This is a genomic window from Streptomyces sp. C1-1 (genome assembly GCF_050214755.1).
Lineage (GTDB): Bacteria > Actinomycetota > Actinomycetes > Streptomycetales > Streptomycetaceae > Streptomyces.
In genome coordinates, this window is the sequence record NZ_CP189826.1 from 6114132 (window position 1) to 6128166 (window position 14035).

Here is a 14035-nt window from a genome sequence, read left to right on the forward strand (position 1 = left end):
CTGCTGAGAGCTGTGGACGACGACTTCATCGAACTCGACCGGGTGGAGAAGGTTTTCGACGTGCGCAGGAAGACCGGGTTCCTGCGGCGGGAGCGGCGATCGGTCCGTGCCGTCGACTCCCTCTCCTTCACCGTCGCGCGCGGCGAGATGGTCGGGTACATCGGGCCGAACGGCGCGGGCAAGTCGACGACGATCAAGATGCTCACGGGCATCCTGACGCCGTCCGGCGGCCGGCTGCGGGTGGCGGGCATCGACCCGTCCCGTGAGCGGACGCGGCTCGCGCGCCGGATCGGGGTGGTGTTCGGGCAGCGTACGACGCTGTGGTGGGACCTGCCCCTGATCGACTCCTACCGGCTGGCGCACCGCATGTACCGTATCCCGGAAGCCCGTTACCGCGAGAACCTGGACCGGTGCGTGGAACTGCTGGAGCTGGGCGAGCTGTTGGACGTCCCGGTCCGGCAGCTGTCGCTGGGGCAGCGGATGCGGGGCGACATCGCGGCGGCGCTGCTGCACGACCCCGTGGTGCTCTACCTGGACGAGCCGACGATCGGGCTGGACGTGATCTCCAAGTCCAAGGTGCGCGGTTTCCTGCGGGAGTTGAACGCCGAGCGCGGCACGACGGTGCTGCTGACCACGCACGACCTGCAGGACATCGAGCAGCTGTGCACGCGGGTGATGGTCATCGACCACGGGCGCCTGATGTACGACGGCGCGCTCGCCGGACTGCACGAGGTGGGCGAGAGCGAGCGGACCCTCGTGGTCGACCTGGAGCGGGAGCTGCCGCCGATCGAGGCGCCGCCCGCGCGGGTCGTCAGGGTGGAGGGGCCGCGGCAGTGGCTGGCGTTCCCGGCGGCACAGTCGGCGGCGGAGCTGGTGGCGCGGATCGCCGCGGAGTACCCGCTGGTGGATCTGTCGGTCCGGGAGCCCGACATCGAGACGGTGATCGCCCGGATGTACGCGGGCGGGACGGCGGACGAGGCGGAGAAAGCGGTGTCGTAGCCTCCCGCCGGGGGAGCTCGTAGGCTGCTGTCCATGACCGATGACGCCGCAGTCCCGGAGCTCCGCGCATCCGACGCCGACCGTGAGCGAGTCGCCGAGGTCCTGCGGGACGCCCTCGCGGAGGGGCGCCTGGACATGGCGGAGTTCGAGGAGCGGCTGGAGGCCGCGTACAAGGCGCGGACGTACGGCGAGCTGGCGCCGATCACCCGTGACCTGCCCGTCGGGCAGGTCGCCCATCCCGCCGTGTCGCTGGTCAAGGACCCGCAGGACAGCGGGGGTTGGGCGGGGCGGATCGTCGGCGGCGAGGGCTCGTCGAGCTGGGCCGTCGCCGTGATGTCCGGCTTCGAGCGCAAGGGCCGCTGGACCGTGCCCAGGCGGTTCAACTGCTTCGCCCTGATGGGCGGCGGCGAACTCGACCTGCGGGACGCGAACTTCGCCGACCACCAGGTGCAGATCAACTGCGTGGCGATCATGGGCGGGGTGAACGTCATCGTGCCGCCCGGCGTCGAGGTCGTGGTGCGCGGCATCGGGATCATGGGCGGTTTCGACCACACCGAGGAGGGCGTACCCGCCACGCCGGGCGCCCCCCGGGTGGTCGTGACCGGCTTCGCCCTGATGGGCGGCGTCGGCGTCGAGCGCAAGCTGACCCGCGAGGAGCGGCGCCGCCTGAAGGAGGAGCGCCGCCAGGAACGCCTGGAGCGCAGGTCCGGCCGGGCGCTCGACGAGGGCCTCGGCGACCACGAGCGCATGCTGGAGGAGCACCGCGATGCGAGGCGCGAGCTGAGGGAGGAGCGCCGCGAACGCCAGCGCGAACGCCACGAGGAGCGCCGCGAGAGGCGCCACCGCGACGGCTACTGAGCCGTCGCGGGGTGCCGGTGTCCACAGCGCAGGTGTCCACAGCGCCGGTGTCTACAGCTCCGCGGGGGCCGCGCCCTTGAGCTGGTTCAGGTCGAAGACCTGGGCCATGCGCGCGTAGCCCTGGTCGCTGGGGTGGAGGTGGTCGCCCGAGTCGTAGTCGGAGCGCAGCCGGCGCGGGTTGTACGGGTCCCTCAGGGCCTGGTCGAAGTCGACCACGGCGTCGTAGACGCGGCCCGCGCGGATCTCGGCGTTGACCCGTTCCCGTACCGCCTCCCGCGCCGGCGTGTAGCCCCGGTGGCCCTGGAAGGGCATGAGGGTCGCGCCGATGACCTTGATGCCGCGGGCGTGGGCCTGGCGGACCAGGGTGCGCAGGCCGGTGAGGATCTTGTCCGGGTCGGCGAGCCGGGGGTTGCGCAGGATGTCGTTGACGCCCAGGTCGATCACGACGACCTTGACGTTCGTCCTGGACAGTACGTCACGGGAGTAGCGCAGCAGACCGCTCTGGTTGTCGGCCGGGCGGCCCAGGCCGTTGGCGAGGACCTGGTTGCCGCTGATGCCCTGGTTGACCACGCTGTAGCGGGGCACGTCCCGGCCGGAGGCGACCGCCGAGCGCAGCCGTTCGGAGAGGATGTCGGGCCAGCGGTGGTCGGCGCCCTGCGTGGAGGTGATGCCGTCGGTGAGCGAGTCGCCGAAGGCGACGACCGTGCCGTCGGCGTCGTTGCTCAGCACGTCCAGGGCGGTGAGGTAACGCCAGTACGGCGTCTGCTCGGTGTACCCGGTGCCGGTCACGTCCTCGGTGAGGTCGCCCTGGGCGACGTAGGAGATCTGGCGCGCGTGCTGGTGGAACGTGACCGGGCCGGACTCGGTCGGGGAGTAGGTGGTGACCAGGATGTCGCCCCCCTGCGGGACGACGATGCGGACCGCGTCGCTCAGGACCTGGCCACCGGCCGGTATGACGACCGCGGTGCCGCCGTTGAACGTCAGCCTCCGCATCGTCTCCGCGTTCGCCGCCGCGGTGTCGGAGGCGGCGGCCACGGCTATGGAGGCGTGCGTGATGGTCAGCGCCGACTGGCCGTAGAGGTTGGAGAGCGTGATGCGGGCACTCGTACCGCCGACGCTCGCGTGCACGACATTGCGGACCGAGCGGCCCGCCATGCCCTCGACCTCGGTGCCGGGCTCGGCTCCCCCCGGGGAGGCGGACCAGGCGCCGACCCAGGTGCCGGTCGAGGCGGGGGCGGCCGGGTTGTGCGGGACGCCGCCGCCCGCGAGGGCGTTGGTGCTGGTGCCGTCGTCGGCGGTGACGCCGACATATATCGCGGTCGAAAGGCCCACTATGAGGGCCACGATCGCGGAAAGCAGGGCATAACCGTGACGCTTGGTCATGCGGTGCGTGTCTCCTCGGGCAGTGGAGCCCCGAGGCTCCGTAGTGATCATCCCAATGATGCGGCATGGAAGATGCGGCCTGGGACGAGGGGTGGTTCGGCAGGACCCCCCATTGGGTCACCGGAGTTCACGACGAGCTCCCCCCTTCTCACAGACGCCGGGAACTCTCGTTTCGTTCCAGGAGTCGGTCAGGAAGGGACAATATGTGCAGGGGATCACGAACGGGTGGAGTGAATGGAACGTACAGATCCGGACAAAGCGGGGGATGAGGCGAGGCGCGGGGTGGGAGCCGGGACGGACAGGACGGACAGGGCAGCCTCGGGCGCGGGGGGCGGGGTCGGGCCTGCCCGGCCCGCGGCGGCCGCTCACCGTGGCGTCCCCGGATCCGCCGCCCGCGCGATGACCACCTTCAGCGCCGCCGACCTGGAGAAGCAGCGCGGCGTGCGCCGTATGAAGCTCACCGCCACCGGGCTGCTGCTGTTCGTGGCCGTCGTGTACGTCCTCGCCAAATGGGCCGACAACTCCGGCGCCGGCGCGTGGGCGGGCTACGTCGCCGCCGCGTCCGAGGCCGGCATGGTCGGTGCCATGGCCGACTGGTTCGCGGTCACGGCCCTGTTCCGGCGGCCGCTCGGGCTGCCCATCCCGCACACCGCGATCATCCCGACGAAGAAGGACCAGCTGGGCGTCTCGCTCGGGGAGTTCGTCGGCGAGAACTTCCTCTCCCAGGACGTCGTACGGCAGCGGCTGCGGGCCGTCGGCATCGGCAGCCGGCTCGGCGCGTGGCTGGCCGAGCCCGAGCACGCGGACCGGGTGACCGCCGAACTGTCGGCGGCCCTGCGCGGCGCGATGACCGTCCTGCGGGACTCCGACGTCCAGGCCGTGGTCGGGGAGGCCATCACCCGGCGGGCCGACGCGCAGGAGATCGCGCCCGGCATCGGGAAGATGCTGGAGAAGGTCGTCGCCGACGGCGGGCACCGCAGGGCCGTCGACCTCGTCGTCACGCGGGCCCACGACTGGCTGGTCTGGCACGACATGGAGATCATGGACGCAGTGCAGGGCGGGGCGCCCGGCTGGACCCCGCGGTTCGTCGACAAGAAGGTCGGCGAGCGCGTCTACAAGGAACTCCTGCGGTTCGTCTCGGAGATGCGGGACATGCCCTCCCACCCGGCGCGCGGAGCGCTGGACCGGTTCCTCACCGACTTCGCCTCCGACCTGCAGTCCGACACGGACACGCGCGCGCGGGTCGAGCGGCTGAAGGGCGAGGTCCTCGGGCGGGGCGAGGTGCAGGACCTCATCGCCTCCGCCTGGACCGCCGTACGGTCGATGATCGTGTCCGCCGCCGAGGACGAGCGCAGCCAACTGAGGCTGCGGGTACGGGCCTCGCTGCTGTCACTGGGGGCGCGGATGGCCGTCGACGAGAAGCTGCAGCGGAAGGTCGACGGATGGGTGGAGGGCGCTGCCGTGTACGTCGTCACGACCTACCGCAAGGAGATCACCTCCCTGATCACCGACACGGTGGCCGGCTGGGACGCCGAGCACACCACCCGCAAGATCGAGGCCCACATCGGGCGCGACCTGCAGTTCATCCGGATCAACGGCACGGTGGTGGGTTCCCTGGTGGGCCTGTTGATCTACACGGTGTCGCGGGCGCTGGGGGCGTGACGGCGGGAGCGTAGGGCGGCGGAGCGCGGGCACACGATCCACGTCCCTCTCAAGGGAGAGGGGACGAGGAGGGAGCCCATGACCACCGCGGAGGCCGCGAGCGGCCACACCGTGACGACCAACATCCCCGCACGGCTCGACCGGTTGCCCTGGTCGCGCTGGCACTGGACGATCGTCATCGGACTCGGCACCGTATGGATCCTCGACGGCCTGGAGGTCACGGTCGTCGGCAACATCGCGAGCCGGCTGTCCGAATCGGGCAGCGGACTGCCGATCTCCTCCGGAGAGGTCACCGGCATGGCGGCCGCACTGTATGTGGCGGGTGCGTGTGCCGGAGCCCTGTTCTGGGGGCGGTTGACGGACATCTGGGGCCGCAAGAAACTGTTCATGATCACGCTGGGCGTGTACCTGGCGGCGACCGCGCTGACCGCCGTGTCGTTCTCCAACTGGTGGTTCTTCGCCTTCCGGTTCCTGACCGGATTCGGTATCGGCGGCGAGTACGCGGCCATCAACTCGGCCATCGACGAGCTCATCCCGGCGCTGTACCGGGGGCGCGTGGACCTGATCATCAACGGCAGCTTCTGGCTGGGCGCGGTGGGCGGTTCGCTGCTGTCGATCGTCGCCCTGAACACCGCCTATCTGCCCAAGGACGTGGGCTGGCGGCTGACGTTCGCCCTGGGGGCGGTGCTCGCCCTCGTCATCCTTCTCGTACGACGGCACGTTCCGGAGAGTCCGCGGTGGCTGCTGATCCACGGCAGGGACCGGGAGGCGGAGGAGATCGTCACCTCGATCGAGGAGCAGGTGGAGGCGGAGAAGGGGCAGCCGCTGAAGCGGCCCGAGGGTGAGATCACCATCCACCAGCGGCGCAACGTGAGGTTCACCGAGATCGCCCGGACGCTGTTCTCCGACTACCGGCGGCGCTCGGTGCTGGGGTTCTCGCTCTTCATCGGCCAGGCGTTCCTGTACAACGCGATCACCTTCGGGTTCGGGGCGATCCTGACGAAGTTCTTCGACGTGCCGACCGGTGACACCGGGTACTACTTCGCCGTCATCGCGATCGGCAACTTCTGCGGGCCGCTGCTGCTGGGCAGGCTGTTCGACACGGTCGGGCGGCGGGTGATGATCTCGTCGACGTATCTGATCTCCGGGCTGCTGCTGTTCCTCACGGCCTGGCTGTTCAGCCAGGGGTCGCTGAGCGCGGGCACGCTGACGGCCTGCTGGTGCGGCGTGCTGTTCTTCGCGTCGGCCGGGGCGTCGAGTGCCTACCTGACGGTGTCCGAGATCTTCCCGATGGAGACCCGGGCGATGTCGATCGCCTTCTTCTACGCCCTCGGTACGGCCGCGGGCGGCATCAGCGGGCCGCTGCTGTTCGCCGACCTGACGGGCACGGGCAAGGTCGCCGACACGGTGCTGGCCTTCCAGATCGGCGCCGGGCTGATGTGCGCGGCGGGTCTGGTGGCGGCCCTTCTGGCGGTACGGGCCGAACGGCGCTCCCTGGAGGACGTGGCCCGACCGCTGACGGCGGCGGCGTCGGCGGTGACGCGGGGGCGCGAGAAGGAGCGGCCGGCGACGGCGTAGGTCGTGGGGCGGGCGCCTGGGGTTCGTCCGGGGGCCGGGGGTGCGGGGGTACGGCGAGCCCGCCGCCGACGGGGCGCCTGCCAACTGGTACGTGGAACGCGTCCAGGAAGCGTACGCGGCGGGCTGCGCCGCACCCCCACACCCCACTCCCGCCGCCTGGCGCCTGCGGGCCGTGCCGCTCGTCGTCTCTAGGCGCCGCTCCTGGCCGTCTCGTCGCGCCGCCGCGGGCAGTCGTGCCGCTGGGGCGGCACGGGTGGGCGCGGCGGCACCCCGTCGCGCCGGGCTGCGCGTCCCCCCGGTCACTGCGGCGACGGCGCCTGATCGGTGCCGCCGCCGCGCACCCGGTTCCGACGGCGCAGCAGGAGCAGGCCTCCCGCGAGAGTCGTGACACCCGCGGCCGCGGCCCAGCCGACCATGTCACCGGAACCCGTGGCGGCGAGGTCACCGCCGGCGGAGGCAGGTGACGGCGACGCTGACGGTGAGGGTGACGGTGACAGTGCCGGTGTCCCGTCCCGCGTGAACGCCAACGTGCCGAACCCGAGCTGGTCGTAACCCCCGCTGTTCGGCCCGTAGTCCCCGCCCCCGCCCTCCGGCGCGGACCTCGCCGCGATACGCGTGAGGTACGTCGCCGGCAACCCCCGCCTCCTGGTGTAGTGGTTGGCGATCATCGCCCAGATGGGACGCGTCATCGCCGGATCGACCGCCGCCACCGCACTCGCCGTCTCCGTCCCCGACCACCCCCCGATCGCCCCCTTGCGCCGCGTGTTGGCGGTGTACCGCACCTGGCCGCCGAGGTTCCACTTCGCCACGTACTGGGCCCCCTTGAGGAACCGGCTGTCGTCGTAGCCGTACAGGTCGATCCCCTGGTTCCACGCCATCTCGCAGAACGTGCCCATGAGCCCCACCCCGAGCAGCGCGTGCCCCTGGTCGCGGCCGGCCTCCAGCCATTCGCCGAGGCCGTCGTCGTACACGACCGGGATCGCGTGACCGATCGACCCGAGACCGTCACCGTGCTTGAAGTAGTCGACCGCACGCGCCACTTGGGCCTTGTCGTCGCAGAAGATGCCGGTCGCCAGGACGCAGGCCATGGCGCACAGGTCCCAGTTGGTCCAGTAGTTGGTGACGACGGCGTTGTTGTGGTGGCGCAGGAAGTCGTCGCTGAGCGGCGCGAAGACCTTGCTGAGCATCTCCTGGCAGCGGGCGAGGTCGAAGTCCCCGTGGCCACGGACCAGTTCGGCGGCGTTCGCGAACTGGTAGCCGTAGAGCCCGGCGGCCAGGAAACGGTCGGCGGAGCCGGCGACCTGCGTCAGCCTGGCCGACCAGGCGTTGAGGATGGCCACGGCGGTGTCGGCGTGGGCGCTGTCACCGCCGACGTGGTAGCGCAGGGCGTTCTGGTAGGCGGCGTGGATGTCGTTGTAGAGCGTGGCGTAGTTCTGGGGGCTGCCCGCGCCCCGGTACACCACGGCCTGCGGGTTGGCCGTCCAGCCGCTCTGCGCATGCCGGTTGGCGGTCAGCTTCGCGTACCCGGCGGTGTAGGGGGAGGCGCCCGCCTTCACCTTGGCGGCCATCCGCGCCAGGTCGGCACGGGTGTGCAGCAGGCCGGGGTGCGCGAAGGCGCCGCTCGCCGCCAGGGAGGGGGCGGCGGGGGCGGTGGCCAGGCCTGCGGCTCCTGCGGTCACGCCCGTGGCCTTGAGCAGGGTGCGGCGGCTGATGGGTGAAGTCACGTGCGTCGTTCCTCGCGTACCGGTGGCTGGGACGCTCCGGAGACGCGAGGAGGGCGCGGACGATAACGAAAAGTGCCGAGGCCCGGTCGTTCGGCCCGGTCTCAGGCGTTCCGGTCCGCCACCGCCCAGGAGGCCAGCGCCACGGCTCCCGCCACCCCGAACACGGCCGGCCAGGCGCCCACCTTCTTGGCCAGCGGATGCGAACCGGCGAACGCGGCGACGTACGCGGCCGTCAGCGCCCCGGCCGCCTTCCCGCCCGCCCGCTGCCGCCACTGCTGCGCGGCCGCGGCCCCGGCGACAGCCAGGACGGCCCCGCCCAGCTGCCGCTTCTTCGTCCAGCGGGCCACCCCGTACCCGCCGACGAGCCCGGTCGCGGCCACCGCCGCGCTGGGAACCCTGGCCATGTCTGCCTCCTCGCGATGCGAACGCGATCGACGCGATCGATCCGATCGATGCGATCCGATCTATTTGAGCGTTCTGCCCCGAGGCTAATCCGCGCCCGGGCCGGGACCCTTACCTGAGTCCAGGCTTGTCAAGTTTCCTCCATCGAGCTATATAAGAAGTCGTAAGGGCATCGCACCTCAGTACCTGATGAGAGGAGTGACCCGTGATGCTCATGCGTACCGACCCGTTCCGCGAGTTCGACCGTCTCGCGCAGCAGGTGCTCGGCTCCAACGCAGCCCGTCCCGCCGCGATGGCGATGGACGCCTACCGGTCCGGGGACGACTTCATCGTCCACTTCGACCTCCCCGGCATCGACCCCGAGACGATCGACCTCGACGTCGAGCGCAACGTCCTCAACGTCCGCGCCGAGCGCCGCAACCCCGCCCCCGAGGGCGCGGAGATGATCGTCGCCGAGCGTCCCACGGGCACCTTCACCCGCCAGCTCTTCCTCGGCGACACCCTCGACACGGAACGTATCGACGCCTCGTACGAGGCCGGCGTCCTGACGCTGCGCATCCCCGTGGCCGAACAGGCCAAGCCGCGCCGCATCCAGATCAGCGGGGGCGGCGGCGGACGCAAGGAGATCGGCCACTAGTCCGACGGCAGTTCGTACATCCCGCGTCCCAGATCCCATATCCCGCTACAGGCGTCCCGCCGACCGCGCACCGTCGGCGGGACGCTGCACACCCCCAGCGCACCGGAGGAGGAGCCACCAGATGAGTGCGGCGACGACCCTGGACCCGAACCCGACGACCACCACGGCGGCCCGGTGGAGTCGACTGATCGACGGAGTCCGGGAGTCGGGGCAGTACCCCACCCGCGCCGAGGCGGAACGCGTCACCCGTATCGTCCTGTCGGCGCTCGGCGGACACGTCGTCGGAGACGAGCGCGTCGACCTCGCCCGTGCTCTGCCGGAGGAGGCGGCGCGCGTGGTCGCCGGGCAGATACCGGCCACCCGCCCGCTGACGGCCGCGGAGTTCGTGGACTCGGTGGCCGCCCGCATACCGGGAGCCACCCCGGCCACCGCCCGCTGGGACGTCAGCTCGGTACTGAGTGTGCTGGGCGAACTGGTCGAGGAGGCCGACCCCGGGCTGATCGACCGCGTACTGGCCCAACTGCCCACTGGATACGCCCTGTTGTTCGGTCGTGCGGAGCTCGCGAGGAGAGGGTGAGTCGGCCTAGGCCCCGAGCCAGGCGTCGATGAGGGCGAAGGTGGCGTCCGGCTGCTCGACGTGCGGAAGGTGACCGGCCTCGGCTACGACCTCCAGGCGCCCGTTCCCGAAGGCCTTCGCGTACGCCGCCCCGTACTCCGGCGTGACGATCCGGTCGCTTTCTCCCCACACGAGCAGCGCGGGCTGCCGTACCCGCCCCAGGCGTCGCATCAGCTTGGGATCGTGCATGTACGGGTCGCCGGCGAGCAGCCGCATGGTGGCCATGTTGCCCTGGCGGCGGGCGAGTTCCTCGGCGGGGAGCGTGGTGGGGTCTGCGTAGAAGCGGTCCGGCTGGTGCCAGGAGTGCTCGGCGGCGGCGCGCGGGTCGAGCGCGAAGAAGTCGGTGATCGGCTCGGACTCGGCGTCGATCCCGACGGCGTCGATCAGCACGAGCCCGCCGATGCGCCCCGCGTTGTCCCGTACGGCCATCTCGGCGGCGATCCATCCTCCGAGCGAGGAGCCCACGACCACCACGTCGGTCAGGTCGCTGTCCTCGAGGAGGTGCAGGTAGGTGAGCGCGAGGTCGTCGATGCCGGTGCACCAGTCGGGGCGCGGGGTGCCGTCCCAGCCGGGGTGGACGGGGGCCAGGGTGGGTGCGCCGGTCGAGGAGAAGTGCTGGGCCAGTCCCGCGACGGTGGCCGGGCCTCCGCCGCCGTGCAGGACGAGGACGGGGCGGGCGGTGTCTGAGGTCTTCATGTCGGTAGTCATGGCACCACTGTAACTAAACATCTTTATATAAGCTAGCTTAGTCAACAGGGTAGGCTTGGCCCATGCGCGATGACCTGCACGTTCAGCTGCAACTCCTCGGCCGGGCGGTGAAGCAGACCCAGTACCGCCAACACCGGGCGCTCGACAGCGCGTTGGCCGAGGTCGGGACCACGCTCGCCCAGTGGGACGCACTCCGCGCGATCAGCCGTACGCCGGGGGCGTCGGCCCGCGAGCTGGCCGCGGCCACCTTCCAGACCGAACAGGCCTTCGGGACGCTGGTGGGCCGGCTGACCGCGCAGGGGCTGGTCGACCGGCGTCCGGGACGGGGCCGCCGTATCGAGCACCACCTGACGGAGGCGGGGGAGCGCGTCCTGGAGGCCGGGCACGCGGTGGCGGACGGGGTGCTGGAGGAGTGCTTCGCCGGGCTGGGGGAGGGGGAGCGGGGGACGCTGCTGAAGCTGCTCCAGCGCCTGAACGAGCCGACGCCCTGACGTGCGGGGGCCTTCCGGATCAGCTGGGGAGCAGGCCCTTGGTGTACCGGTGACACGGCACGGTGACCGGCCCGTCCGGCCCCTCCGCCGCGTAGTCGAACGGCCCCTCGTCGGCCCAGCCCTGACGCTCGTAGAACCGCCGCGCGCGGGCGTTCCCGGCGACGACGGCGAGCCACGCCCGACGGTGCCCCCGTCGTCGTACGACCTCCTCGGCACGCGCCAGGAGCGCCCCCGCGACGCCCGCGCCGCGGTGCTCGGCCGCCACGTAGAGCTGCTCGACCTCGTCGCCGACGACCACGACGAAACCCACCACGGCACCGCCCCTTGTCGCGACGACGGTGTCCGCGACCCGCTCGGCGGCACGGGCCGCGAAGGACTCGGGCGTACGGACGGCGACCAGTTCGTCGGGTACGTGCCCCAGGTGGCCGTCGCGCCATCCGGTGCGCCAGATGGCGGCCAGGGCCGGCGCGTCGGCGGGGGCCGCGGGGCGCAGGACGGTGATCGGGCTGTCGTGTGCGGGCATGACGCCAGATTACGGAGAGCTGTCGCTCAGTCGGGTTCGCCGTCCCGGACGATCCGGCGGACGACCTCCGCGGCCCGCTCCGGGTGCGCCTCGAACCAGGCGCCGAGATGCTCGCGGACAGCCTCCGCGACACAGACGCGCACCTCCGTGTTACCCAGCAACCCACGTGTGGCGCCGGGGAATTCGGGATGGTCCAAGTTCACGGATACGACCGCCGTCAGCAACTCGTCGATCCGGCAGGGAGCAAGACCGGGGACGTACGAGGTGATCGCGGCCGTCACGCCGTCACGGAAGCCGTCCACGTGAGTGCCGCCCTCCGGTGTGCACCGGCTGTTGACGAAGCCCCGCACCCGAACTCCGCTCAAGCCGCCCCAGGCCAGGGCGACTTCCATCGCCCCCGCCATCCGCGGGTCCTCACGCTCGAAGCCGACGACGTCCGGGCCGAGGGCCGCTCCCGCCTCTGCCTCGACAGCGGCCACGAAGTCCCGTACCCCGTCCGGAAAGCGGAACCGCACCGCTCGGGGGCCGTCGGCCGGGCGTTCGTCGGTCAGGGAGATGGCCAGGCCCCGGTTGAGGAAGGCCACCTGCCGGAAACGCTCCGCGAGCACCGAGAACGAGCACGCCGTCGTCTCGAAGATCCCGGCGTCGGGCCGGAAGGCGATGCTCGTGCCGTCGTGGGTCGCGGGCCCCGCCGTCACCGGCGCGCCGACGGGGGCCCCGCGCACGTACTCCCGGACGTGCCGGCGGCCGCCGTACCGCACCTCCGCGGTCAGACGGCTCGACAGTGCGTTGGTGACGAAGGGGCCTACCGCGAGGGGGCCCAGAAGGGCGAGGCGCCGACCGCAGGGCCCGGACTCGGTCTGCAGAGAGGTCAGTTGAGCGTCGAGACCGGGGGAGTTGTCTGCCTCGAACGGCACCGTCACCCCATCATCGACGACCCGTGCGCCGCCGTCGGGTGTGAGCGTGACGTCGACGGAGCCGGTGCCCCGGGCCAGGACGGCGTTCACGGCCCGACCGACGACCTCGAACAGGGCCTGATGCAGCCCACGCTCCCCGACCGAACCGACCCACATCCCCGGCCGCTTACGAATGGCCTCCCGCCCTTCCAGCACCTCGATGTCAGCAGCGCTGTATTCCAAGCCGTCCCCACTCACGAAAACCCCTCCCCTGGGCGCCCAGCAGATGTCCCCACCCTATGGGGAATCCAGCAAAACGCCAGGTCAAGGGTGGTTTGCCGAGTGCGTGGACGGGCGTCTGCGCGTCTAGGAGGAGGCGGTCGGCGGGGATCCCGCAGACACGGTCCGTCACGCGCCGGGGGCCCTGCGAAAGCCCCGCACGCCCCCATCACGGGCGCCCCTGAGGGCCCCAATTTCCCTCATTTCACAGGCCGTCGAGGACCGGTGAGGACCCGCTACCGCTCGGGCATGCCCGCCCGCATCGCCTTCGCGGTGGCCGCAGGGTCGTACCCCTCGGGCACGCCCGGCACCAGGATGATGTCCCCGACGATGTGCCGCGACCGCAACGGCGCGATCTCCTGATACGCGGCCGAGTCCCACCAGGCCCGAGCCTCCTCCATCCCCGGAAACTCGATCACCACCACATGCCCGGGCCAACTCCCCTCCTTCACCTCATGCTGCGAGGCATGCACCAGAAACCGCCCACCGTACGGCTCGAACGTGCCACTGATCCGCTCGATGTACTCGGCGATCTCGGGGTGCGGGGCGGCTTCTTGGAGGTGGCCTATGACGTAGGCGGGCATGGTGTCCTCCGGGTCGGTCGTGTCGGGCGGTCGTGTCGGCTCTACTGGTTCCGTACATCGACGATCGTGGCAGGCGGGACACACCGGTTCCATTACCTGGCGGGTAAGCGCCCCAGGACCACCAGGCCGTACGGCGATGCCATGTCAGTGGGCTCCTCTACGGTGCCCACATGACGCCGACGCATTGGATACACCGCCCTCTCGCCCACTGCGAGGAGGCCAACGTCGTCTTCTTCCGGGGACTGACCCCGCACGCCCTCACCCAAGGACTCCTCGACCAGCGTCGGATGCCGCTCGCACACGGCAAGGGCACCGACTGGGGAGTGCTGGTGCACTACATGCACAGTTGGGACACCGACGAGTACGACTCCGCCGACTACGGCCCACTGTGCGCGGCCGGCGGCGAACTCGCCGTCTTCGTGACAGAACCCTGCATCGCGAAGGCGCACGGACCCTGGTTCTCGTACTACCGCGACGGTCGGCTGATCTGCGGCTTCAGCTTCGAGACCCCGACTCTTCCCGTGGGCGACGAGCCAGAGCTGCTGCTGCCCGCCCTGGAGGCGGCGAAGCTGATCGGCGCACAGGCGCAACCCGACGGGGACTACAGGGAGGAGCGGATCGTGGAGACGATCGCCGGGTTCCTGGGGCTGCCGGAGCTGGAGATGCCGTGACGAAGGCCCGACGCGAGCCATGAC

The 14035-nt window shown here is 71.2% G+C and carries 15 protein-coding genes; 8 read left to right on the top strand and 7 right to left on the bottom strand.

Annotation, left to right across the window (positions count from 1 at the left end):
* Positions 1 to 12 precede the first annotated feature (12 nt).
* The gene (locus tag ACQF4J_RS27955) at positions 13 to 999 is read left to right on the top strand and encodes an ABC transporter ATP-binding protein (RefSeq protein WP_427167058.1); all 987 of its coding nucleotides are present in this window, start codon (positions 13 to 15) and stop codon (positions 997 to 999) included.
* A gap of 33 nt (positions 1000 to 1032) precedes the next feature.
* A complete protein-coding gene (locus ACQF4J_RS27960) occupies positions 1033 to 1857 on the top strand; it encodes a DUF1707 SHOCT-like domain-containing protein (RefSeq protein WP_427167060.1) in 825 nt (274 codons plus the stop codon).
* Positions 1858 to 1908: 51 nt separating this feature from the next.
* On the opposite strand, the gene ACQF4J_RS27965 is transcribed toward ACQF4J_RS27960, so the two are convergent.
* Positions 1909 to 3240, bottom strand: coding sequence for an SGNH/GDSL hydrolase family protein (locus ACQF4J_RS27965; RefSeq protein WP_351800204.1), 1332 nt, complete (start codon positions 3238 to 3240; stop codon positions 1909 to 1911).
* Between the two features lie 399 nt (positions 3241 to 3639).
* Here ACQF4J_RS27965 and ACQF4J_RS27970 point away from each other — a divergent pair, with 399 nt between their 5' ends.
* Together ACQF4J_RS27970 and ACQF4J_RS27975 are read left to right on the top strand one after the other, a co-directional pair.
* A complete protein-coding gene (locus tag ACQF4J_RS27970; RefSeq protein ID WP_351574729.1) occupies positions 3640 to 4902 on the top strand; it encodes a DUF445 domain-containing protein in 1263 nt (420 codons plus the stop codon).
* Between the two features lie 78 nt (positions 4903 to 4980).
* The gene (locus ACQF4J_RS27975) at positions 4981 to 6480 is read left to right on the top strand and encodes an MFS transporter (RefSeq protein ID WP_351574732.1); all 1500 of its coding nucleotides are present in this window, start codon (positions 4981 to 4983) and stop codon (positions 6478 to 6480) included.
* 299 nt (positions 6481 to 6779) lie between these two features.
* Here ACQF4J_RS27975 and ACQF4J_RS27980 read toward each other — a convergent pair whose 3' ends face one another.
* Positions 6780 to 8204 carry an alginate lyase family protein gene (locus ACQF4J_RS27980; protein ID WP_427167062.1) on the bottom strand — a complete coding sequence of 475 codons (1425 nt, stop codon included), beginning with the start codon at positions 8202 to 8204 and terminating at the stop codon, positions 6780 to 6782.
* A 101-nt stretch (positions 8205 to 8305) separates the two neighbouring features.
* Complete coding sequence (locus ACQF4J_RS27985) at positions 8306 to 8608, bottom strand: hypothetical protein (RefSeq protein WP_058925068.1); 303 nt, start codon at positions 8606 to 8608, stop codon at positions 8306 to 8308.
* Positions 8609 to 8814: 206 nt separating this feature from the next.
* On the opposite strand from ACQF4J_RS27985, the gene ACQF4J_RS27990 reads away from it, so the two are divergent.
* Together ACQF4J_RS27990 and ACQF4J_RS27995 are read left to right on the top strand one after the other, a co-directional pair.
* Positions 8815 to 9243, top strand: a complete 429-nt coding sequence (locus ACQF4J_RS27990; protein WP_351574924.1) for an Hsp20/alpha crystallin family protein — start codon at positions 8815 to 8817, stop codon at positions 9241 to 9243.
* A 121-nt stretch (positions 9244 to 9364) separates the two neighbouring features.
* Positions 9365 to 9820 carry a DUF2267 domain-containing protein gene (locus ACQF4J_RS27995; protein ID WP_351574741.1) on the top strand — a complete coding sequence of 152 codons (456 nt, stop codon included), beginning with the start codon at positions 9365 to 9367 and terminating at the stop codon, positions 9818 to 9820.
* Positions 9821 to 9826: 6 nt separating this feature from the next.
* On the opposite strand, the gene ACQF4J_RS28000 is transcribed toward ACQF4J_RS27995, so the two are convergent.
* Positions 9827 to 10567: an alpha/beta fold hydrolase gene (locus ACQF4J_RS28000; protein WP_427167065.1), complete on the bottom strand. Its 741-nt coding sequence runs from the start codon at positions 10565 to 10567 to the stop codon at positions 9827 to 9829.
* 62 nt (positions 10568 to 10629) lie between these two features.
* Between ACQF4J_RS28000 and ACQF4J_RS28005 the strand changes: the two genes are divergently transcribed.
* The gene (locus ACQF4J_RS28005; RefSeq protein WP_427167067.1) at positions 10630 to 11058 is read left to right on the top strand and encodes a MarR family winged helix-turn-helix transcriptional regulator; all 429 of its coding nucleotides are present in this window, start codon (positions 10630 to 10632) and stop codon (positions 11056 to 11058) included.
* Positions 11059 to 11077: 19 nt separating this feature from the next.
* Here the strand turns inward: ACQF4J_RS28005 and ACQF4J_RS28010 are convergent, their stop codons facing one another.
* The 3 genes from ACQF4J_RS28010 to ACQF4J_RS28020 all read right to left on the bottom strand — a co-directional run bounded on the left by ACQF4J_RS28010 (position 11078) and on the right by ACQF4J_RS28020 (position 13340).
* Positions 11078 to 11581 (bottom strand): GNAT family N-acetyltransferase, encoded by a 504-nt coding sequence (locus tag ACQF4J_RS28010; protein ID WP_351800212.1) that lies wholly within the window; start codon positions 11579 to 11581, stop codon positions 11078 to 11080.
* Between the two features lie 26 nt (positions 11582 to 11607).
* Entirely contained in the window at positions 11608 to 12735 is a 1128-nt protein-coding gene (locus ACQF4J_RS28015; RefSeq protein ID WP_427167069.1) for a DNA gyrase subunit B, read from the bottom strand.
* A gap of 257 nt (positions 12736 to 12992) precedes the next feature.
* Positions 12993 to 13340 carry a DUF1330 domain-containing protein gene (locus tag ACQF4J_RS28020; RefSeq protein ID WP_351574757.1) on the bottom strand — a complete coding sequence of 116 codons (348 nt, stop codon included), beginning with the start codon at positions 13338 to 13340 and terminating at the stop codon, positions 12993 to 12995.
* 170 nt (positions 13341 to 13510) lie between these two features.
* Between ACQF4J_RS28020 and ACQF4J_RS28025 the strand changes: the two genes are divergently transcribed.
* Complete coding sequence (locus tag ACQF4J_RS28025) at positions 13511 to 14011, top strand: hypothetical protein (RefSeq protein ID WP_351800218.1); 501 nt, start codon at positions 13511 to 13513, stop codon at positions 14009 to 14011.
* Positions 14012 to 14035 lie beyond the last annotated feature (24 nt).